Origin of the sequence: Actinomadura sp. 7K507 (assembly GCF_004348425.1) — a bacterium.
Classification (GTDB): domain Bacteria; phylum Actinomycetota; class Actinomycetes; order Streptosporangiales; family Streptosporangiaceae; genus Spirillospora.
The window spans coordinates 1-20165 of record NZ_SMKK01000178.1 but is presented as its reverse complement, the minus strand read 5'-3'; the positions used below and the strand labels follow the sequence as shown (position 1 = coordinate 20165).

18 protein-coding genes are annotated in these 20165 nt (G+C 69.8%); 4 read left to right on the top strand and 14 right to left on the bottom strand.

The window, feature by feature from the left end; genetic code table 11:
* The coding region (locus E1285_RS46870) for a helix-turn-helix domain-containing protein (RefSeq protein ID WP_207946971.1) at positions 1 to 216 on the top strand (216 nt) is incomplete at its 5' end.
* Positions 217 to 290: 74 nt separating this feature from the next.
* On the opposite strand, the gene ispG is transcribed toward E1285_RS46870, so the two are convergent.
* The 13 genes from ispG to E1285_RS31715 all read right to left on the bottom strand — a co-directional run bounded on the left by ispG (position 291) and on the right by E1285_RS31715 (position 14730).
* Positions 291 to 1460, bottom strand: a complete 1170-nt coding sequence (gene ispG, locus E1285_RS31775; RefSeq protein ID WP_132158263.1) for a flavodoxin-dependent (E)-4-hydroxy-3-methylbut-2-enyl-diphosphate synthase — start codon at positions 1458 to 1460, stop codon at positions 291 to 293.
* A gap of 42 nt (positions 1461 to 1502) precedes the next feature.
* On the bottom strand, positions 1503 to 3344 hold the full coding sequence (locus tag E1285_RS31770) for a 1-deoxy-D-xylulose-5-phosphate synthase (RefSeq protein WP_132158262.1): 1842 nt from the start codon (positions 3342 to 3344) through the stop codon (positions 1503 to 1505).
* A 13-nt stretch (positions 3345 to 3357) separates the two neighbouring features.
* Entirely contained in the window at positions 3358 to 4323 is a 966-nt protein-coding gene (locus tag E1285_RS31765; protein WP_207946972.1) for a 4-hydroxy-3-methylbut-2-enyl diphosphate reductase, read from the bottom strand.
* Between the two features lie 7 nt (positions 4324 to 4330).
* Positions 4331 to 5236: an aromatic prenyltransferase gene (locus E1285_RS31760; RefSeq protein ID WP_132158260.1), complete on the bottom strand. Its 906-nt coding sequence runs from the start codon at positions 5234 to 5236 to the stop codon at positions 4331 to 4333.
* An 80-nt stretch (positions 5237 to 5316) separates the two neighbouring features.
* A complete protein-coding gene (locus E1285_RS31755; RefSeq protein ID WP_132158259.1) occupies positions 5317 to 5736 on the bottom strand; it encodes a hypothetical protein in 420 nt (139 codons plus the stop codon).
* A gap of 17 nt (positions 5737 to 5753) precedes the next feature.
* The gene (locus tag E1285_RS31750; protein ID WP_207946969.1) at positions 5754 to 7307 is read right to left on the bottom strand and encodes a vanadium-dependent haloperoxidase; all 1554 of its coding nucleotides are present in this window, start codon (positions 7305 to 7307) and stop codon (positions 5754 to 5756) included.
* Positions 7308 to 7393: 86 nt separating this feature from the next.
* Complete coding sequence (locus E1285_RS31745) at positions 7394 to 8308, bottom strand: aromatic prenyltransferase (protein WP_165966833.1); 915 nt, start codon at positions 8306 to 8308, stop codon at positions 7394 to 7396.
* A gap of 51 nt (positions 8309 to 8359) precedes the next feature.
* Positions 8360 to 9013: an undecaprenyl diphosphate synthase family protein gene (locus tag E1285_RS31740; RefSeq protein ID WP_132158257.1), complete on the bottom strand. Its 654-nt coding sequence runs from the start codon at positions 9011 to 9013 to the stop codon at positions 8360 to 8362.
* A 34-nt stretch (positions 9014 to 9047) separates the two neighbouring features.
* Positions 9048 to 10100: a type III polyketide synthase gene (locus E1285_RS31735; protein WP_132158256.1), complete on the bottom strand. Its 1053-nt coding sequence runs from the start codon at positions 10098 to 10100 to the stop codon at positions 9048 to 9050.
* Between the two features lie 93 nt (positions 10101 to 10193).
* On the bottom strand, positions 10194 to 11264 hold the full coding sequence (locus E1285_RS31730) for a methyltransferase (protein WP_207946967.1): 1071 nt from the start codon (positions 11262 to 11264) through the stop codon (positions 10194 to 10196).
* Positions 11265 to 11322: 58 nt separating this feature from the next.
* Positions 11323 to 12909 carry an AMP-binding protein gene (locus tag E1285_RS31725; protein ID WP_132158255.1) on the bottom strand — a complete coding sequence of 529 codons (1587 nt, stop codon included), beginning with the start codon at positions 12907 to 12909 and terminating at the stop codon, positions 11323 to 11325.
* A 102-nt stretch (positions 12910 to 13011) separates the two neighbouring features.
* Positions 13012 to 14154 (bottom strand): DegT/DnrJ/EryC1/StrS aminotransferase family protein, encoded by a 1143-nt coding sequence (locus E1285_RS31720; RefSeq protein ID WP_132158254.1) that lies wholly within the window; start codon positions 14152 to 14154, stop codon positions 13012 to 13014.
* A gap of 18 nt (positions 14155 to 14172) precedes the next feature.
* Positions 14173 to 14730, bottom strand: coding sequence for a cupin domain-containing protein (locus E1285_RS31715; RefSeq protein WP_132158253.1), 558 nt, complete (start codon positions 14728 to 14730; stop codon positions 14173 to 14175).
* A 633-nt stretch (positions 14731 to 15363) separates the two neighbouring features.
* Here E1285_RS31715 and E1285_RS31710 point away from each other — a divergent pair.
* Entirely contained in the window at positions 15364 to 16827 is a 1464-nt protein-coding gene (locus E1285_RS31710) for a benzaldehyde dehydrogenase (RefSeq protein WP_132158252.1), read from the top strand.
* Positions 16828 to 16889: 62 nt separating this feature from the next.
* Here the strand turns inward: E1285_RS31710 and E1285_RS31705 are convergent, their stop codons facing one another.
* Positions 16890 to 17555 (bottom strand): TetR/AcrR family transcriptional regulator, encoded by a 666-nt coding sequence (locus E1285_RS31705; protein ID WP_207946965.1) that lies wholly within the window; start codon positions 17553 to 17555, stop codon positions 16890 to 16892.
* A gap of 165 nt (positions 17556 to 17720) precedes the next feature.
* On the opposite strand from E1285_RS31705, the gene E1285_RS31700 reads away from it, so the two are divergent.
* Both E1285_RS31700 and E1285_RS31695 read left to right on the top strand, forming a co-directional pair.
* A complete protein-coding gene (locus E1285_RS31700; protein WP_132158251.1) occupies positions 17721 to 18095 on the top strand; it encodes a nitroreductase family deazaflavin-dependent oxidoreductase in 375 nt (124 codons plus the stop codon).
* A gap of 227 nt (positions 18096 to 18322) precedes the next feature.
* Positions 18323 to 20165 (top strand): VWA domain-containing protein (locus E1285_RS31695; RefSeq protein WP_132158250.1); only part of this gene is annotated, 1843 nt, incomplete at its 3' end.

The window sequence follows — 20165 nt, the reverse complement described above, 5'->3', positions numbered from 1 at the left end:
CCCCAGGGCAGAAAAGAGAGCGACATGATGAAAAGCCAGATACAGAAGGTCGGCTTGACAGTAGATGATGTCGCCGCCATATGGCGCATTCCCAAAGGAACCATCTACCGTTACGCGCACGAGTCACAATGGCGGCGTTACACGCTCAACCGCCGTGTCTATTACCATCCCGACGACGTGATGGCCACCCTCGACCCTCCGGCTCCAGGGTCGTAGCGGAACGCGCCAAAGGCTCCTGGTAGCGCGTTCCGCCTGCGCTCGGCCACGCGTCTACCAGGGGCCTCGCCGCGTCAGCGGGCGTCCGTGACGATCTGCGGTCTACCGGCGGTCGCCTGGTCATCGGCGGGCATCTCCTCGGCCAGCCGCATGGCCTCGTCGATCAGCGTCTCGACGATCTTGGACTCGGGGACGGTGGCGACGACCTCGCCCTTGACGAAGATCTGTCCCTTGCCGTTGCCGGACGCGACGCCGAGATCGGCTTCGCGGGCCTCACCCGGGCCGTTGACGACGCAGCCCATCACCGCGACCCGCAGCGGCACCTCAAGCCCGTCCAGTCCCGCGGTCACCTCGTCCGCGAGCCTGTAGACGTCCACCTGCGCGCGGCCGCAGGACGGGCACGACACGATCTCCAGACCGCGCCGGCGCAACCCGAGCGACTCCAGGATCGCGATCCCGACCTTGACCTCCTCGGGCGGCGGCGCCGACAGCGACACCCGGATCGTGTCCCCGATGCCCTCCGCCAGCAACGCGCCGAACGCCACCGCCGACTTCACCGTGCCCTGGAACTGCGGCCCCGCCTCGGTCACCCCGAGATGCAGCGGGTAGTCGCACGCGGCGGCCAGCTTCCGGTACGCCGCGATCATCACCACCGGGTCGTGGTGCTTGACCGAGATCTTCACGTCCCGGAATCCGTGCTCCTCGAACAGCGAGCACTCCCACAGCGCCGACTCCACCAGCGCGTCCGCGGTCGCGCTGCCGTGCTTGGCCAGCAGCCGCTTGTCGAGCGAGCCCGCGTTCACCCCGATGCGGATCGGTACCCGCGCCTCGTCCGCGGCCTTCGCGATCCGCGCCACCTGGTCGTCGAACGCCCTGATGTTCCCGGGGTTCACCCGCACGGCGGCGCATCCGGCGTCGATCGCCGCGAACACGTACCGCGGCTGGAAGTGGATGTCGGCCACCACCGGAATCTGCGACTTGCGCGCGATCTGCGGCAGCGCGTCGGCATCGTCGGCCGAGGGCACCGCCACCCGCACGATCTGGCATCCGGCCGCGGTGAGTTCCGCGATCTGCTGCAACGTCGCGTTCACGTCCGCGGTCACCGTCGTGGTCATCGACTGGACGCTCACCGGCGCCGTGCCGCCCACCGGCACGGCCCTCCCGTCCTGACCCAGCGTCAGCTGCCTGCTCACCCGCCGCCGGCCGAGCGCCGGGGGCACCTGGGGCACACCGAGATCCACCATTCGCGATCATCCCTTCAGTTCGTGCCGCCCGGAGGCCGGCGGTCACCGCGTGGTCGTTTCCACTCGGGCCGCGGCGGCGGTGCCCAGGTCGGCGCGGTAGCGCCGGACGGCCTCGGCGATCCGGTCGCCGGACAGGCCGGCGTCGTCCAGCAGGTCCTGCCTGTCACCGTGTTCGAGGAAGGCGCGGGGAAGGCCGAGGTTGCGGACCGGGGTCCGCACGCCGGCGTCGGCGCAGGCCTGGGCGAGCCGCGCTCCCGCCCCGCCGGTACGGCCGCCGTCCTCGACGGTGACGACGAGGGCGTGCCGGGCGGCGAGGCCGGGGAGCGCGGGATTGACCGGGATCACCCAGCGGGGATCGACGACGGTGACCCCGGTGCCCTGCTCTTCGAGGATTCCGGCGGCCTGGAGGCACGCCCCGGCGAGCGGCCCGGCGGCGACGATGAGGACGTCGAGCGGGCGGCCGCGGCTGCGGCGCAGGATGTCCATGCCGTCGACGCTGGCGACGGCGTCGATGTCCGGCCCGGCGGTGGCCTTGGGGAAGCGCAGGACGGTCGGGCCGTCGGTGACGTCGACGGCCTCGCGGAGGAGTTCGCGGAGGCGGGTGGCGTCGCGGGGCGCGGCGCCCCGCAGGCCGGGGACCACACCGAGGATGGACAGGTCCCACACGCCGTGGTGGCTGGGCCCGTCCGGCCCCGTGATCCCGGCCCGGTCCAGCACGAACGTGACCGGCAGGCGGTGCAGGGCGACGTCCATGACGACCTGGTCGAAGGCGCGGTTGAGGAACGTGGAGTAGACCGCGACGACGGGGTGCATGCCGCCGAGCGCGAGTCCGGCGGCCGAACAGGCGGCGTGCTGTTCGGCGATGCCGACGTCGTACGCCCGGTCGGGGAACCGTTCCGCGAAGGCCGCCAGCCCGGTGGGGCCGGGCATGGCGGCGGTGATGGCGACGACGTCGTCGCGTTCCGCGCCGACCGCGCACATCTCCTCGGCGAACACCTTGGTCCAGGACATGCCGGACGGCTTCGCGGCCTTGCCGGTGGCCGGGTCGATCTTGCCGATGGCGTGCATGTGCTCGGCTTCGTCGTCCTCGGCGGGCGGGTATCCGTGCCCTTTCCTGCTGGTGACGTGCACGACGACGGGGCGGCGCAGGTCGCGGGCCGCCTGGAGGGCCCGCTCGCAGGCGGAGACGTCGTGGCCGTCGACGGGGCCGAGGTAGGCGAAGCCGAGGTGGGTGAACAGGTTGTCGCCGGCCGCGCTGCCGTCGCGGGTGTAATGCTCCGGCCACGAACCGGGCGAGGTTCTCAGCGCGTGCAGGTGGCGGCCGAGGCCGCCGACGGTCGGGGCGTACGAGCGGCCGTTGTCGTTGAGGACGACGATCACCGGCCGGTCCGGGGCGCCGACCAGGTTGTTGAGCCCCTCCCAGGCCAGCCCGCCGGTGAGCGCGCCGTCGCCGATCACCGCGACCACGGACCGGTCGGCGAGGCCGCGCCGCTGGTTGGCCTTGGCCAGGCCGTCGGCGTAGGCGAGGGCGGTGGATGCGTGGGAGTTCTCCACCACGTCGTGCACCGATTCGGCCTGCGACGGATAGCCGGAGAGACCGCCCCGCCGGCGGAGTCCTTCGAAGCCCTCCGGCCGGCCGGTGAGCAGCTTGTGCACGTACGCCTGGTGTCCGGTGTCGAAGATGATCCTGTCGCGGGGCGAGGTGAAGACCCGGTGCATCGCGACCGTCAGTTCCACGACGCCCAGGTTGGGCCCCAGATGCCCGCCGGTACGGGACACCGTCCGCACCAGGAACTCGCGGATCTCCCCCGCCAGCGCGGGCAGGTCGGTCTCGGGCAGTTCGCGCAGGTCGGCCGGGCCACGGATGCTCTCCAGCAGGGCCATTGGTGTCCTTTCGTCAGTACTGGTCCGGCGGCGCCGCCGGAATCTGCAGTTCGCGAGGCAGGGCGAAATGCATGTGCTCCGTGACCGGCTCGATCTCCGTCACCTCGTCGTAGCCGCGTTCGGCGAGCCAGCCCACGACGCCTTGGACGAGTTCGTCGGGGACGGAGGCGCCGCTCGTCAGCCCGACGGTCGCCACGCCGTCGAGCCAGGACTCGTCGATGTTGTCGGAGTGGTCCACGAGGTGGGCGGCTGCACCGCGCTCCCGGGCGACCTCGACCAGACGGACGGAGTTGGAGGAGTTCGCCGAGCCGACGACGATGACGAGTTCCGAGTCGGCGGCGATCTCCTTCACGGCGACCTGGCGGTTCTGGGTGGCGTAGCAGATGTCGTCCGACGGCGGATCCAGCAGGTTGGGGAACCGCCGGCGCAGGGCCGCCACCGTGGCGAGGACCTCGTCCACCGAGAGTGTGGTCTGCGACAGCCACGCGACGCGGTCGGGGTCACGGACCCGCACGTTGGCGACGTCGTCCGGGCCGTCGACCAGATGGATGTGCTCCGGCGCCTCGCCCATGGTGCCGACGACCTCTTCGTGGCTTTCGTGCCCGATCAGGAGGATGTCGTAGTCGTCGGCGGCGAAGCGGACGGCCTCCCGGTGGACCTTGGTGACCAGCGGGCACGTGGCGTCGATCGTCTGCAGGTTCAGGGTCTCGGCCTCCACGCGCACGGCCGGGGCCACGCCGTGGGCGGAGAAGACGACGACGGCTCCCTCCGGCACTTCGTCGGTCTCCTCGACGAAGACGGCGCCCCGCTCTTCGAGGGTCTTCACGGTGTGGACGTTGTGGACGATCTGCTTGCGCACGTAGACGGGGGGACCGTACCTCTCCAGGCAGATCTCGACGGTCCGCACGGCCCGCTCCACGCCGGCGCAGGAGCTGCGCGGCTTCGCCAGCAGGACTCGACGTCTGGAAACCGACATGATTCCTCGACTACTCGCTGGTTTCGGACACGCTCGTGTGCATGTGCCGGACGAGCCTCGGCCGCCACTGGTAGTACGAATTGATCTTGCTGTACTCCCCGTCGGCCGGCGACGTGGCGAAATACACCACCCGGGGGTCGTCGGCGCCGTACGGGACCGTCTTCAGGAAGTGCTCGATCTCCGGCTCCACCCGCTCCAGCAGCGCCGCCGGGTCCCGGGTGATCGCGGAATAGCAGAAACGCTGGATCTTCGGTGAGTCCCAGCTGAGGGTGGCGTAGAACCCGAAGGACTGTTCGGCGAACTTCAGCAGCTGGTCGCTGGGGTCCGGCATCTCCATGTCGCGGAGCATCGATCGGACGGCCTCCGGCTTCAGGCACTCGTCCACCTCGCCGAAATAGACGTTCATCGTCCGGTGCCCGTAGTCGATCCCGATCAGGGTCACGTTCTCCGCCAGGCCGTAGCGGGCGAAGAAGCCGGCGTTCTCGGCCAGGCCACGCGGCATGGACGGAACGTCGGCGAGTTCCGGCAGCCTCTGCATGTCGTCCCCGGGGAAGCACGACCATGCCTTCTGGAAGCCCTTGACGACGCCGAAGTCGATTCCGTAGCCGTCGACGGGAAACCGTTCCTCGATGTCCGAGAGCAGGGCGCCGACGGGGTGGTCGGTCTCCGGCACGAGGCCCTTCGACAGGACGAGGGCGTATGGATCGACGTCCGGGGGAAGCATCATCAGGTGGCAGTTGAGCTCACCGGCGTGGCGCTCGTCGGTCGCCGCCCGGAAGAGGATCGCGGCCTGCGGCAGGGCGTCCTCGAACGCGGTCACTATGGGCCAGACCACGTCGCGGTTGCAGGTCACATCCAGCAGTCCGGCTGATTTCTCGATCGCCGAATACAGTTCTTCGGCGGCTTTCCTGGACATGCGTCCTCCAAGTCATGGCTGTTGAATCGGGCGGCGTCAGAACCGGGCCGTGTCAGGACCGGCCGTGTCAGAACCGCGGCCTATGCGTCCAGATGGCGCTGGATCGTGGGGGCGATGGTCTCGACGAGATCGTCCACCGACGCCGACGCGATCGGCTCCATCTCCATCACGTACCGCGCCATGATCACGCCCACCACCTGGACCACCACCGCGTTGAGGTGGAGCGGCGGCGCGTCGACCACCTCCCCCACCCGTTCGACCAGCATGGAGGAGAAGTGGTCGCGCAGATGCTCCGCACCCGCGTCGCTGGTGGCCGCGGACCGGACCTTTTCGAGGAGCTGCGGCCTCAGCCGGGGATTCTCCCAGGCCGTCAGCGACATCCGGAAAAGGCGTTCGCCGAGTCGGTCACGCGGTCCGGCGAGGGCCTCGGCGAAGATCGTGTTCGCGTATGCGGCGAGGTCCTGCGGACCCGCGCTCTCGACATCGGTGGCTTCGGACATATGCCCTCCCGGGATGATCAGTCCTTGACGGTGCCCTTGATGTACTGCTGCGCCCGCTCGTAGGCCAGGTCGCCGAACTGCGCGCCGAACTCGAGGGACCTCTCGACCGTCTGCCTGAAGTGCACCCCGGCCCACACCCGGCTCATCGCGCAGTCCCGGGTGAACTCGGTCCAGGTGCGATAGTGCAGCTGGATGTCCTTGGCGGGGACGAGCCCCGGCTCCGTCTGCGACGAGCCCTTGGGGACGGGGTGCGTCCACTCCAGGACGTCGTCCCCGAGGAAGCGCCGCGCCGCCTGCGCTTCGGCGCCGCAGAGCGTCGTGGACCCGGACGGGTACTCGGGGTGGTCTCCGACGGGAATGAAGCTGGTCCACTCGTCGGCGGGGATGTCGTCGACCGTCCCCTTGCCGACGCCGCCCCAGGCGGTCACCCGGCGCCCCCTGTACACGTGCCGGACCGCGCTGAACGGCCGGACGGTGTCGTACTTGCGCTTGTAGTGCCAGCAGGCGATCAGGTCGTCGAACTGCGCCATGGAGCTCGTGAAGTGCAGGTGGACCCAGTTGTCCAGATCCAGGTCGTGGGCCTTGCCCGCGGCCATCGCCGCCTGCCCGATTCCCAGGAACTTGTTGTCGAAGAACTCCGCCTTCATCTTCTGCTCGTCGGTGAGCGCGGCCGACGCCTCCAGGACCTCGTCCACCGAGCGCTTGTAGGCGCGCCCGCGCAGGTGGTCGGGACGGGGCATCCGGAACTTCCGCGGGTCCGAGTACGTGTGGGCCTTCACCCTCTCCAGCTGCGGGGTGGCGAACCGCTGGATGACGAAGATGCCCTTGTCGCCGGGTCCTCCGCCGACGCGGCGCTGGTGCGTGTGGATGGCCGGCTGCCAGCGCGCCGGCTCGCGGAGTTCGTAGGCCGAGTTCACCGGCTCGTAGCCGGTGTAGTCGTCGTAGGGATTGCCGTTGTACTTGCGGCCCTCGTCGCCGAGGAAGTTCATGCCGTCCCGGTGCCGGGCCTCGACGGCGGACCTGCCCGCGATGTTGCCGATGCCGACCGGGGTGGCGGGGTCCTCCGACAGGTCGGCGGGGTCCAGGCCGATCACCTTCATCACGGCCTCGACCGACTGCAGCCGCTCGGGGTTGGTGGCCTTCACCACCTTGTGCGTGGCGTGGATGGCGGCGATGTTCTTGTTCCGGTTGGTCTTGGACTCACCGGCAGGGCGCCGGGGGATCCGGGAGTGCACGCCGACCGCGGTCGGGTGGTAGGGCGCCAGCGCGTCGAACCACGACGTCGTCATGATGTCCGCGATCCAGATGATGACGGACGCGTCCATCGGGCCGAACGCCAGCTGCCCCCCGTACGACTCGTCCCCACCGGTGCCGATCAGGTCCCGGTGGAAGTTGTCCTTGTCGAAGTCGAAGTCGATCTGGGCGGGCGCCGAGGGGGCGGCGGGCGCGGCGGCCGCGACCCCCGGGTTGGCCAGGGTCGCCAGGGCGGCGGTCGAGGCTCCTCCGAGGCCGCCGAGCAGCAGCGTCCTCCGCCGGAGCGGAGAGGCGGGGGAACGGTCAGACGTCGTCATGCTTCTACTCCTTGTTGTTGCAGAGGGGGGTGTCGCGGGAGGACCGGTCCATCTGTGCGGCGCCTCGCCATCCCGGATTCGGCTCGCTAGGACTGCTCTCCGGCGTCCTGGACGAACAGCTTCTGCTGCAGGGCGGAGAGCTGGTAGTACGAGCAGACCTCGAGGAACTCCCCTTCGGCCGCCCATTTGACGGCGAAGAGGTTGACCCGCTCACCGGCGTAGTTGCGTGGCGAACTCGTCGCGAACCGTTCGACGTTCGGCTCTATCCGCGCGGGAACGGCCGACGGGTCCAGGCCGCGGCGCGGCGGAGGGGCGAGGGCGACCCGCAGGATCTCCGGGGAGTCCCAGCCGAGGGTGAGGTTCGCCCGCAACGTCTTGTGGGCGAACTCCAGCAGCGGACCGTCGGGTTCGGGGAGCCCGATCTCGGCGAGCATCGATCGGACGGCGTCCGGCTCCGGGCGGTTCTCCGGTGCGAACTGGAAGTACACGCTCACGTGCCGCTGCCGGTAGTTGACCCCGATCATCGCCACGTCCTCCAGGCCGTAGCGGGTGAACAGGTCGACGTTCTCGGCCACCGCGGGCGGCATGGAAGGGATGTCGGCGAGCTTCGCCACCTTCTGCAGGTCCTGCGGGAAGTGCGCGTAGAGCTTCCGGAAGCCCCCGACCACTCCGCAGTCGACGAAGTGCTCGGCGACGGCGCACCGCGCCTCGATGTCGTAGAGCAGGGAGCCCGCGGGATGGTCCGTCTCGGCGACGAAGCCGTGCGACACCGCGTGGGCGTACGGATCGTCGATCGACGGGGGGAGCGTGAGGGCGTAGTTGAGCTCTCCCGCGTGGCGCTCGCCGGCGTGCACGCTGAAGGCGACCCCGCCTTCCTTCAGGGCGTCCCGGTACGCGCTCAGGGTCGGCCACACCTGGTCCCGCGAGCAAGGGACGCCCAGCAGCCGAGCCGTTTCCTCGACGGCCGAGTAGAACTTCTCTGCCTCAGTTGCCTCGGACACCCCGGTCCTCCAAGCGGTAGGCGTCAGGTTTCGTTCGTGGGCCGGGTCGGCTCATACCGGGTAGAGGCCGAAGCGCCGATCCCGCCCGCGAAGGTCGCGCAGGGCGGCGTCGAAGTCGGCTCGCGCCATCTCCAGCAGCAGGGGCGAGCAGAAGTGGATCTCGGCGAACGGCGACATCAGCGGGTAGAACGACGACAGCCGAACGTGCCCGCCGGGCCGGATCATGAAATCGATCGGTTCCGGAACGTGGGCGTTGTCCGCCAGGATCTCCTCGGTCATCGCCGGGATCTTCCCGTTGAACTTGTTGAAGATGTCGACCACCTCGCGGGCGAGGGACATGCCCAGGACGAAGTGGAGAGTGAAGTCCGACTCCCGGTCCGACTTCTCCCGCAGTTCTTCCAGTTCCCTGAGATATCGGTCCGGTACGACGTCGAGCGCCCCGGAGAGGTCGAAGTTGAGGTCGCCGTGGCACCGCCGCGCCACGTCGATGTAGGAGTTCATGGCCATCGCCACCACGGACTCCGAGCGGCTGTAGTTCGCGACGGACGAGCAGGCGATGTAGAAGGTCGTGAAGCCTTCCTCCCGGGCCCAGCCGGTGAACTCGACGAGCTTGTCCCCCATCGCGGCATAGCTCACCTCGAGAGGGACGCCGTTCTTCTCGGACCAGCGGCGCATTCCGTCGGGCAGCAGCATCAAGTTGGTCATCGCGCTCTCCTTTGCCGCGTGTTCTGTGACTGCGTTACTGAATGGAGGACGTCAGCGCATCGAGCTGAACTCGATCCATCGTTTCGGCCGGGTCGGCGGTCCAGCTGCCGACCGCCATCTCGGCGGTGATGCCGGGCCCGAAACCCGCGATGACGCCCGTGGCGCCGGTGCGCAGGAGGTCGTCGTCGAAGAGCCTGCGGAGGGCGTCGAAGACGACGGCGCTCGCGATATTGCCGTATTCGGTCAGGGTCGCCCAGCTGTAGCGGAAGTTCTCCCGGTCGACATCGAGGAACTTGGCGAGATCGTCCAGAATTCGCGGGCCACCGGCGTGAATGATGTAGAACCCGAGGTTGCGGACGTCCCAGCCGTGGTTCGCGGCGAGTTCGCGCAGTACCGGGGCGAGCGGCTCCATCGTCCCGGGCACCCGGCGGTCGAGCTGGAAATGGAAGCCGGTGTCGCGGACGGCGTAGGAGATCCATTCCTCGGTGTCCGGGATGAGGTACGAGGAGTTGCGCTCCAGGGCGACCCCGACGCCGCCGCTGCCGCGCACCACGGCGGCCGCGACCGCGTCGCCGAACAGCCCGTCGGACAGCAGCGAGCCGACCGCGTCGTCACCGGGCTGGTAGCACAGCGAGCAGAGCTCGCAGGCGACGATCAGCACGTTGCTCTCGGGGTGGGCCGCGCAGAACTCCTGGGCCCGGTTGATCGCCGCGCCGCCCGCCGCACAGCCCAGCTGGGCGATGGGGATCTGCCGGGTGTCGTAGCGGAACCCCATCGTGTTGATCAGCCACGCGGTGAGCGACGGCATCAGGAAGCCCGTGCACGACACGTAGATGATCGCGTCGATGTCATCGGTGTTCAGCGCGGCGTTCGCCAGTGCCTGCTCGATGACCTCGGGACACCGCTTCTTCGACTCGGATTCGTAGATCCGGTTCCGTTCCTCGAAGCCGGGGTGGCGGAGCGCCTCCTCGATGGGCTGCACGATGTGCCGCTTCCGCACGCCCGTGTTCTGGATCAGGCGAAGCGCCAGCTGGAGCTGCGGCTTCCCGCCATGAACCTTTTCCGCGAATTCCAGAGTGTCTTCCATCGTGACGACATATTCCGGCACACTGACCGCCGGCTTGCACAGCGTTGGCATTCTGGAATCCACTTTCTTTCGAGCCCGGCCGGTGCCAGGCGATCAGGCGGTCTTCGTCGCGCACAGGACGGCCGGCACGGGAATGACGTCCGGCGGCAGTTCGGCGGGGTTCTTGGTGACCGCTCTGGTCACCTCGAATCCGCATTCCTCCAGCCAGCTCCGGTAGGTCGACAGCTTCTGCGGCCCGCCCTGTCCCATGGTGCAGCCGATGAAGAAGGCCGGGAAGAAGTCGACGTTGGAGTTGGTGGTCTCTCTGACGTCTTCCGGGTAAACCGGAACGAGGATGTCGACCTGCCCGCCCACCGGCAGCGACTTGTTGGCGCCGTTGAGGATCTGGAGCACGGCATCCTTGTCGAACATGTCGAGGAAGTGCTTGATCAGCACGACGTCGAAGCCCTCGGGGATTCCGTCGAACACATCGCCCCCGATGAACGAGCAATGCTCCTCCACGCCGTGCGCCCGGAAGTTCGCCAGGCACTCCTGTTCCTTTTCCGGCAGGTCGAAAGTCGTCACCCGAAGCCCGGGGACGTGCTTCATCCGGTAGGTGTTGACCGCCCCGAGGCCGGTGTTCCCGGCCAGGTCGAGCACCCGCGCGCCGGAGGGCAGCTCGATGTTCCCGAAGAACCACGGATCGATGTTGGCGGTGACGGTGTCCATCAGCGTCGCCCACGACTCGCGCAGGTCCGCGTGCTCGGCCACCGCGCCGTACAGGGTCCCCTCGGCGCCGTAGAACTCCTTCAGGCCGACGAGGGTGCCGGTCCGGGCGCTCTCGGTGAGGTGGAAGAGCTGCCTCAGCGCGACGACCTTGATCATGTTCATGTAGGTGAGCGCACGCTTGAGGTCGCGCTCGGGGACCGCCGCGAGCGCGGCGAGCATGTAGCCGCCGGAGGCTTCGTCGTAACCGACGAACCCCTCCTTGACCAGCAGGAACAGGAGCTGCTCCACGGCGTCCGGCTTGACGCCGACCGCCTCGCCGAGATCGGTCGCGCTCATCGCGGGCTTGTCCCGGAGCGCGTCGATCAGGCCCAGTTCGAAGCAGGACAGCAGCGTCATGAAACGCGTCGGCCCCACCATGTATTCGCGGAAACGTGCGAGCGTGGCTTCCGGTGTCATCGCACCCGGCCCCTTCGTGTCGTCGTCCTGCGCCGCCCGGCCGGCGGCCGGCCACGGGTCATGCCCGGTCCTTCAGCTGGTCCTTGATCCGCTGGGACAGCGCGAGCCGCTGCACCTTGAGCGTGGCCGTCCGCGGCAGCTCGGCCCGCGGGAGCTGGACGGGGTCGGCGAGCTGGGGGAAGTCGGCGGCGGCCATCCGCCAGCGGTCGCCGTCCAGCGGCGCGTCGTCGGTGGTGCACAGCACCGGGACGGGCTCGGACCCCGGGCCCTGGAGCACGACGAGCTCGCTCAGCTCCTCCAGCCTGCCCAGCAGGAGGTCCTCGACCTCCAGGGAGCTGTGCACGCCGGGGATGACGTCCACCTCCCGGTCGAGCATGTGCAGGCAGCCGAGCTTGGTGCGGTAGCCCACGTCCCCGGTCCGCCACCAGTCGCCGTGGCGGTTCTCGTCGTAGCGGTCCTGCTCGGCGAAGTAGGTGTTCGCCAGTGCGGGCCACGCCACCTCGATGAAGCCGGGGTTCTCCTTGGAGACCGGGCCGCCGTCCCGGCCCACCAGGCGGATCCTCGCGCAGCCGAGCGGCATCGCCCAGCCGACGCAGCGGCCGTCCGTCCGGTGGGCGGAACCGCGGAAGTAGGCGCGGCCGACCGCCGGGCCGACCTCGCTCTGGCCGTAGATCTGGAAGAACAGCGCGCCCCGCCGGGCGGACGACTTGAGGAGCCGGCTCATCGTCCTCGGATGGATGGCGTCGAACGTGCTGCTGAAGTACTTCACCGACGCGAACGGCCTGCGCGGGTCGTCGGCCACTCCCTCCCATTCCATGAGGGAGTTGGGCAGCGCCTCGACGAAGCCGGGCCGGTGCTCCTGGAACAGGCCGGCGACCGTGTCGGGCGCGGACTCCCTCATGAGCAGCACCGGCACCTCCTTGAGGAGTGCCAGCGCCATCGCCGCGACCATCCGGGAATGCACGAACGGGATGTGGATGGCGACGGTCTCCTTCTTGCGCATCAAGGAGAGCAGCCGCCACTGCGGCCTGAGGCGCAGACCCTGGGTGCGGGGTGTGTGGACGACGAGTTTGGGCAGCCCGGTCGTCCCGGAGGTGTGGGTGATCACGGCCGCCTCGTCGATCGGCCGGACCACCGGTTCGACCCGCGGGGCCCCGGCGAGAGCGGCCAGCGACTCGGCGCCCGGCCGGTCACCCGCCACGACGACCACCCGCTCGGTGAGGTCCGCGAGCGGTTCCCCGGCCAGCGCGTCGAGCTTGCGCTCGTCGGTGAGCAGGCTGGGCCGGCCGAGCCGCCGGATGAGGATGCCGACGGTCGCGGCGTCCAGGGCGGGCGACAGCATCACGGGGACCGCGCCGACGCGGGACGCCGCGGCGGCCAGCATCCAGATGTCGGCGTTGGCGGTCTTGTAGACGACGACGTGCTCGCCGGTCCGGATACCGGCCGCCCGCAGGCGGGCGGCGAGGTCGTCCACGTGCTCCGCGAGTTCGGACACCGTCAGGCGCCTGCCGGCCTCCGGCAGGACGTCCAGGTCGTGGTCGAGCGTGATCGGGGTCGAACCGCCGGCGGCCGCGGCCATCTCCGGCAGCAGGCCGAGGTGGAGGCCGCGCTTCTGTATCGATCTGTAGGCGATGGAACCCTTCATCGGGGTCGACTCCCTTACGGTCTTCGCTCGCGGCGTCCGATGGACGCGCGGGCGGTCACCGGTTTCGGCGACGCGGGTCGGCGTGCTCGCTGGAACGTGCGGCTAGTTCGTGTGCGGGCGCGCGTGGGTCCGCAGCGCGGTCCGCAGCGCTTCGATCACCCGTTCGACCTGGTCCGGGGTGAGTTCGGCGTGCATGGGAACGGCGAGGTTGCGCCGGAAGAGATCCGCCGAGACGGGGCACGCCTGCGCCGTCTCGTACACCGGCTCCAGGTGGCTCGCCCACGTGCCGTGCCCGCAGCCGATGCCCTGGGCACGCAGGTCGGCGGCGACGCCCGCCCGGTCGACGTCCGGGTCCAGCGTCACCATGTAGGACTGCCAGGCGTGGGAACGGTCCGGCGGGACGTGCGGCGGTGTGACGAGGTCTTCGTCCTTGAGCAGTTCGTCGTAGCGCGCCGCCACCGCACGCCGGCGGTCCAGCAGTTCCTCGATCCGGCCCACCTGCACCTGGAGGATCGCGGCCGCGATGTCGGACAGCTTGTAGTTGTAGCCGATCTCGGTGAACTCCGGGATCGGCAGGCCGACGACCCGGGCCTTGTCGTAGATGGCGCCGATGCCGAAGGACGACCGCAGCCGCACGTCGGCGGCCAGCGCCGGGTCGGAGGTGAGCAGCGCGCCGCCCTCACCGCTGGTGATTCCCTTGCGTCCGTGGAAGGACAGGCAGGCGACCGGTGCCAGCGCGCCCGCCGGGCGCCCCCGGTAGGTCGCGCCGACCGCGCACGCGGCGTCCTCGATGAGGAACAGGCCGTGCCGGTCGGTGATCGATTCCAGCTCGGCGTAGTCGGCGGGCAGGCCGACGGTGTCCACCGCGATCACGCCCGCCGTGCGCGGTCCGACGAGGGCCTCCACCGCCTGCGGGTCGATGGTGCCGGTGTCGGCCCGCACATCGGCGAAGACCGGGACCGCGCCGACGTAGCGCGCCGCGTGCGCGGGGGCCGGGAAGGTGTAGTCGGCGACGATGACCTCGTCGCCCGGCCCGGCGCCGAGCGCGAGCAGGCTCAGGTGCAGCGCGGCGGCGCAACTGCTCAACGCGACCGCCTCGGCGCTCCCGAAACGCTCGGCCAGTTGCAGTTCGAGGGCCTTTCCGCGGGGGCCCTGACCGGCCGGCCACTCGGAGGCGAACACCTCCTCGACGGCGGCCAGCTCCTGCCCGCCCAGGCTCGCGTGCACCAGGGGAATCGCGTCCATCGGGTCACCCACCTTCCGCTACGCCCCGGTTTCGGGTGCCGGGCCGGAGTTCGCGAGGGCGGGCGGGCCGTAGCGAAGCGGCGTGATCTGGTCGACGTCGTACCGCTCGCGCATCCGCCGCACGGCGCCGGAGTCGACGGCGCGGCCCGTCGAGAAGATCTCCGCGATCTCCTCGAAGTACTGCTCGTGGTCCGGTGCCGGGTAGCTCTGGAACAGCATGCGCGCGGGCTCGCCGGTGGCGTTCGTGAACGCGTGCGGGCATCCGGGGGGAACGAACATGCAGCTTCCCGGGCCGGCCCTGACGATCCGGTCGCCGTCCGCGGACTTCCAGTCCTGCCAGTGGTCCTCGGTTCGTTCGGCGGGCTCGAACGCCAGCAGGGTGAGCTCTCCTTCCAGGACGTAGAAGAACTCGTGCGAGCGCTGATGGGTATGCGCTCCCACGTCGAATCCGGGCGGCACGACCACCTCGAAGGTGGATGCGAGGGCGCCGTGCGCCCCGGTGACCTTGAAAGTGATTTCCTGCGCCTTAGTGATCAGCTTCCGTCCCTGACCAGGCGGGACAATAACGCCACTCATGCGACTCGCTTCCTTTTCGGCCTGCGGAAATCCCACTGACGAGAGGGTGCCGGGACCGCCGAATTCATTTCGCGTTCACCGGCATGCCGGTGGCCCGCCCGGTCGACGCCGGCCGAGCGCCGAACCGCGCTCAGGCCGGGGGCGGGGTCATCGTCGAATGGCCGGCGGGGCCCGGTCAGGCCATGCCGGCACGGACCACCGTGAGGGGACGGCGATCCGTCTGCCAGTGGAAACCGGACGCGGACCGCCGGCACGGCATCGTCCAAGGTCCGGGTGAAGATATGCCGCAGCGGATCATGGATCCGGCGGCGGGAAGGTGCCCGGTATTAAATCCGCACCTAAATCCATAATGGGCGAAGTCCAGGCGATCAAGTTTATGTATAGATTCTTCGCCGCAGGTTGTCAACCCTCGCCGACCATTACCGGTTGATTACCGAGCGTATCAATGTCCGCTCACCTGGATGAATGACAAACATTGCCGAGAGGCGACGGCAGGAGGTGTGGCGGGCCTCCGCGTCCCGCGCCGCACCGGCTGGGCGCCCGGGGCCGGGGGCCCGCTCGGATCGGCCGGGGCCTGTACGGGGCAGGACCGGGCATGATGCATTGACACCATTGGAAGAAGGAGGAACCGCCGTGGGACTGCTCGACAGCGTCGACTGGCAGGGAAAGCTCTTCAAGGACGGTGCGTGGACGGCCGGGCACGGCGGCGACTACCCCGTGGTCGAGCCCGCCACCGGCCGTGAGATCGGCCGGATGGGGAAGCCGACCCCCGAGGACGTCGCCGAGGCCGCGGCGAGCGCCGCCGCGGCGCAGCGGGAGTGGGCCGCGCTGCCGCACACCGCCCGCGCCGCCGTCCTGCGCAAGGCCGGTGACTTGTGGCAGAGGCACGCCGAGGAGATCAGCGGCTGGAACGTCCGCGAGGTCGGCGCGGTCCCCGGTATGGCCGGGTTCGCGCTGCACGTGGCGTCCGAGGAGTGCTACGAGGCGGCGGGCCTGCCCAGCCGGGCGATCGGCGAGGTGCTGCCGTCGGAGGAGCCGCGGCTGTCGATGGCGCGCCGCATGCCGGCCGGTGTGGTCGCGGTGATCTCGCCGTTCAACGTGCCCATCATCCTCGGCATCCGCTCGGTCGCCCCGGCGCTCGCGCTCGGCAACGCCGTCATCCTCAAGCCCGACCCGCGCACGGCGGTCACCGGCGGCACCCTGATGGCCCGCGTGTTCGAGGAGGCCGGGCTGCCGCCGGGCGTCCTGCAGATGCTGCCCGGCGGCGTGGACGTGGGCGAGGCGCTGATCACCGACCCGAACGTGCGGGTCATCTCCTTCACCGGCTCCACCCCGGTCGGCCGCCGCATCGGTGAGCTGGCCGGCCGGCACCTCAAGCGCGCCCACCTGGAGCTCGGCGGCAACTCCGCGATGCTGGTGCTGGACGACGCCGACGTGGACGCGGCGGTGAACCTGGCCACCTGGGGCTCGTTCTTCCACCAGGGCCAGATCTGCATGACCACCGGCCGCCACCTGATCGCCGACCGCCTCTACGACGACTTCGTCGAGCGCCTCGCCGCCAAGGCCGGCAAGCTCCCGGTCGGCGACCCGGCCGGCGGCGAGGTCGCGCTCGGCCCCGTCATCGACGAAGGCCAGCGCGACAAGATCCACGGCATGGTCACCGCGAGCGTCGACCAGGGCGCGGCGCTCGCGTCCGGCGGGACCTACGAGCGGCTCTTCTACCGGCCGACGGTGCTGGCGGACGTGCCCCTGGCCTCCCCCGCCTTCGCCGAGGAGGTCTTCGGCCCGGTCGCGCCGGTCACGCGCGTGTCGTCGGTCTCGCAGGCGGTGGAGCTGGCCGCCGCCGGCGAGTACGGCCTGTCACTCGGCATCGTGACCCGCGACGCGATGCGCGGCCTGGCCGTCGCCGAGCAGATCCCGACGGGGATCGTCCACATCAACGACCAGACGGTCAACGACGAGGCCAACGCCCCCTTCGGCGGTGTGCGGGCGTCCGGCACCGGTTCCCGCTTCGGCGGCGCCGCGGCGAACATCGAGGCGTTCACCGAGACCCGCTGGATCACCATGCGCGGCGAGCCGCCGCAGTACCCGCTCTGACGCGAGGCCGACGACCGCCTTGACGTGCGCGGTCGGAAATGGGCTCGCCGGGCGCGGGGGGTCTACTTCCGGCGGGCTTCGAGCGCGTCCAGGATCAGGTCCAGGCCGTAGCCGAACTCGCTCCTGTGGTCGTAGCCCGGCCGCAGGGCGTGGTCGGTGATCATCTCCGCGAGGTACGGCAACTCGTCCGCCGGCAGGTGCTCCAGGATGCCGCCGGCCACTTCCTCGACATCGTCCGGCGCCATGACCGGCAGGTTCGCCTCCTGGAGGACGAACCCGCCGATGTAGCTGTCGATGAGCGAGATGGCGTGCGCGGCCATCGGCAGCGTGAACCCCGCCTCCCGGAGAACGCCGAGGACGGCGTCGTGGTGGCGCAGCGTCGCGGGTCCCGGGTGGCGACGGGAGTCCATGAGGCCGAGGGCCCAGCTGTGCCGCGACAGGACGGCACGCGCGGAGGACGCACGCGCACGGATCGCCTCGCGCCAGTCGTCGCATTCGGTACCGGGCAGCTCGATCGCCGCGAACACCACGTCGACCACGCCGTCGAGGATCGCGTCCTTGTTCGGTACGTGGTGGTAGAGCGACATCGCCTCCACGCCCAGTTCCTGCGCCACCTTCCGCATCGTGATCGCCTCCGCGCCGCCGCGGTCCGCGACCTGGATCGCGGCTTCCAGCACGCGACCTCTGCTGAGCGGCTGCCGTGGCGGCAGCGGCGGTGGTGATGGCACGACGACTCCAATGGACGGACGCGTTGACAAGCTTACAAGCGTAAGCCACTCTTACGCCTGTAAGCCGTCCTTACGAGCGTAAGTTCTTCCCGGGTTGAAAGCAGCCGGGAACTCGATGAGCGTCTGACCACGCCGCCTTCCACAGGGCGAGAGAAGGAGATCCCGATGCCGATGCCGGGCTGGTGGGGGCACGTGAACAAGCGGGTGTTCAACCCCCGCGCGATCGCGGGCGGGAAATGGCCGGTGCTGACCCACGCCGGTCGCACCTCGGGCGCGACGTACCGCACGCCGCTCGACGCGCACCCAGTAGACGGCGGCTATCTGTTCGTCCTGGTGTACGGATCGGGCTCGGACTGGGTGCAGAACGTCCTGGCAGCCGACAGTGCGCGACTCCAGGTCGACGGGCGGGAGTTGAAGCTCACCGCCCCACGCCTCATCGGGAAGGACGAGGCGTTCCAGGCCCTCTCCGATGAGGTGGCACGCCCACCGAGGCTGCTCCGCATCTCCGAGTTCCTGCGCATGGACATCGTCGCGGACTGACCCGCCGGTCCTGGGCACAGGCGGCACGACAGGAGCCGCACGCCTCACGCGCAGACGACCACGAACAGATCGCCGCCCGCCGCCATCTGACGGAATAGGAGCATGAACGTTTCGCGATGATCTAGCTAGATGTACAGTACGTACATTATGTACAGTTTCTGACCGTGTGCGTACCGCCGCCGCGCGCCTCACTTCGCCGGCGGCGGCCTGCCGGGTGGTGAACGAAGGTGAACACAGGACTGCGCCGCGCTGCGGTGTCGATGATGGCCGTCGCGATCGTGATGGGGCTGTCCTCCGTCGCGCAGACGTCGGCGGCGCCGGTGCGGGCGCCGGAGCTGGTACCGCTGATGGTGGTGCTGGACGCGTCGGGTTCGATGCAGCCGCAGGGCAAGATGGCCTCGGCGAAGAACGCCGTGCGGATGCTGGCTGAACAGGCCCCGGAGGGTGCCTCCATGGGCCTCGCGGTGTACGGATCGGGGACCGGCAACACACCGGCGGAGAAGCCCCGGGGATGCAAGGACGTCAAAGTGCTGCACAAGCCGGGTACGAGCGACCCCGGTGCCTTGGCGCAGTCGGTGAACGGAATCGAACCCCGGGGGTACACGCCGATCGGGGAGTCGCTGCGGACCGCGGCGGCCCAGCTGCCGGCCGGGAAGCCGGGCGCGATCGTCCTGGTCTCCGACGGAGAGGACACCTGCGCTCCACCGGATCCGTGCCAGGTGGCCAAGGACCTCGCCGAGGACGGCACGGACCTGAAGGTGCACTCGGTCGGGTTCAACGTCGACGAGAAGGCCGAACGGCAGCTGACCTGCATCGCCCAGGCCACCGGCGGCACCTTCAGCGCCGCCCCCGACGGCGATGACCTGGCCCGGGTCCTGCCCCGGGTGACGCGCCAGGCGCTGCGCAACTACGACACGGCGGGCAAGCCGATCAACGGCGGCTCGGACACGTCATCGGCCCCGCCGGCCGGTCCGGGACTGCACCTCGACCAGATCGGCGAGAACGAGTCGAAGTACTACGCCATCGACGTACCCAAGGGATATACCGCTCGCGCGACCGCCACCGCCGTCTACAACGATGAGGGCGGCACCAGCGACACCGAGAAGCTGTCAGCCCGGGTCCTTGACCGCGGTGGAAAGCGCTGCCGGGGCAGGTACACCTTCACTCGCAAGGATCTGAGAGTCGGGAGCGCGCACAGAACCTGGAAGCCCACCGGCAGCATGGGCGGTTCCTGTAGCGAACCGGGAAAGTTCCACTTCAAGGTCGAGCGCCGCAAGCTCTCCGGTGGCGTCGACGGGCCGGTCCCCGTGGAACTGATGGTCATGCTCGAACCACCGGTCGGCGAGGGCGGCAAGGGCGCCGAACGCGGCGACCGGGTGTCCTTCCAGCAGCCGGGCGGCCCGCCGGAGGAGGCCGTCGGCGGCGGATCGTTCAACACGGCGGCTCTCCTGAACGGCTCCGGGCAGTACACCGACACCCTGCTGCCGGGTGAGACGATCTTCTACAGGGTCGACCTGGACTGGGGTCAGGCGATGGCCCACCGTGTCCGTCTCCCCGCCGGCCCGCCCGCCGACCTCACCACGCAGACGTTCAGCTTCGGCCCCAACCGCTCGATGCTGTACAAGAGCGGGAACGACCCCTACCGCGGCGAGGCGACCCAGATCGAGCCCAGCAGAACGTTGCGGCCGGTCCGCTACCTCAACCGCGATCTGATGAGCACCATCGGCGCCGATGACGAGCAGGCCATCCCCGGCGCGTACTACATCGCCGTCCAGCTCGCGGACCCCCGAGGCGCCTCGGGCGCACCGGTCCCCGTCAACCTCGACGTCTCGGTACAGGGCAAGGCCGAACAGGGCCCCGCCTACGTCGGCGGCGGCATCCGGGACGGCCGGACCTCCCCCGCTCCCGCCGCCGATGACGAGGAGTCCTCATCTCTGGTCTCCGGGGCCGGACCGCTGCTGTGGGTGGGTGCGCCGGTCCTTCTCCTGGCCATTGCGGCGCCGCTGGTGTACCTGTGGCTGCAACGGCGGAGGTCCCCGGCGCCGGCCGCACCGTTCCCCGGCCCACCCC

Excerpts from the sequence above, each read along its gene's own strand:
- ispG (WP_132158263.1), bottom strand. The coding sequence starts at position 1,460 with ATGGTGGATCTCGGTGTGCCCCAGGTGCCCCCGGCGCTCGGCCGGCGG.
- E1285_RS31770 (WP_132158262.1), bottom strand. The coding sequence starts at position 3,344 with ATGGCCCTGCTGGAGAGCATCCGTGGCCCGGCCGACCTGCGCGAACTG.
- E1285_RS31760 (WP_132158260.1), bottom strand. The coding sequence starts at position 5,236 with ATGTCCAGGAAAGCCGCCGAAGAACTGTATTCGGCGATCGAGAAATCA.
- E1285_RS31755 (WP_132158259.1), bottom strand. The coding sequence starts at position 5,736 with ATGTCCGAAGCCACCGATGTCGAGAGCGCGGGTCCGCAGGACCTCGCC.
- E1285_RS31750 (WP_207946969.1), bottom strand. The coding sequence starts at position 7,307 with ATGACGACGTCTGACCGTTCCCCCGCCTCTCCGCTCCGGCGGAGGACG.
- E1285_RS31740 (WP_132158257.1), bottom strand. The coding sequence starts at position 9,013 with ATGACCAACTTGATGCTGCTGCCCGACGGAATGCGCCGCTGGTCCGAG.
- E1285_RS31735 (WP_132158256.1), bottom strand. The coding sequence starts at position 10,100 with ATGGAAGACACTCTGGAATTCGCGGAAAAGGTTCATGGCGGGAAGCCG.
- E1285_RS31730 (WP_207946967.1), bottom strand. The coding sequence starts at position 11,264 with ATGACACCGGAAGCCACGCTCGCACGTTTCCGCGAATACATGGTGGGG.
- E1285_RS31725 (WP_132158255.1), bottom strand. The coding sequence starts at position 12,909 with ATGAAGGGTTCCATCGCCTACAGATCGATACAGAAGCGCGGCCTCCAC.
- E1285_RS31720 (WP_132158254.1), bottom strand. The coding sequence starts at position 14,154 with ATGGACGCGATTCCCCTGGTGCACGCGAGCCTGGGCGGGCAGGAGCTG.
- E1285_RS31715 (WP_132158253.1), bottom strand. The coding sequence starts at position 14,730 with ATGAGTGGCGTTATTGTCCCGCCTGGTCAGGGACGGAAGCTGATCACT.
- E1285_RS31700 (WP_132158251.1), top strand. The coding sequence starts at position 17,721 with ATGCCGATGCCGGGCTGGTGGGGGCACGTGAACAAGCGGGTGTTCAAC.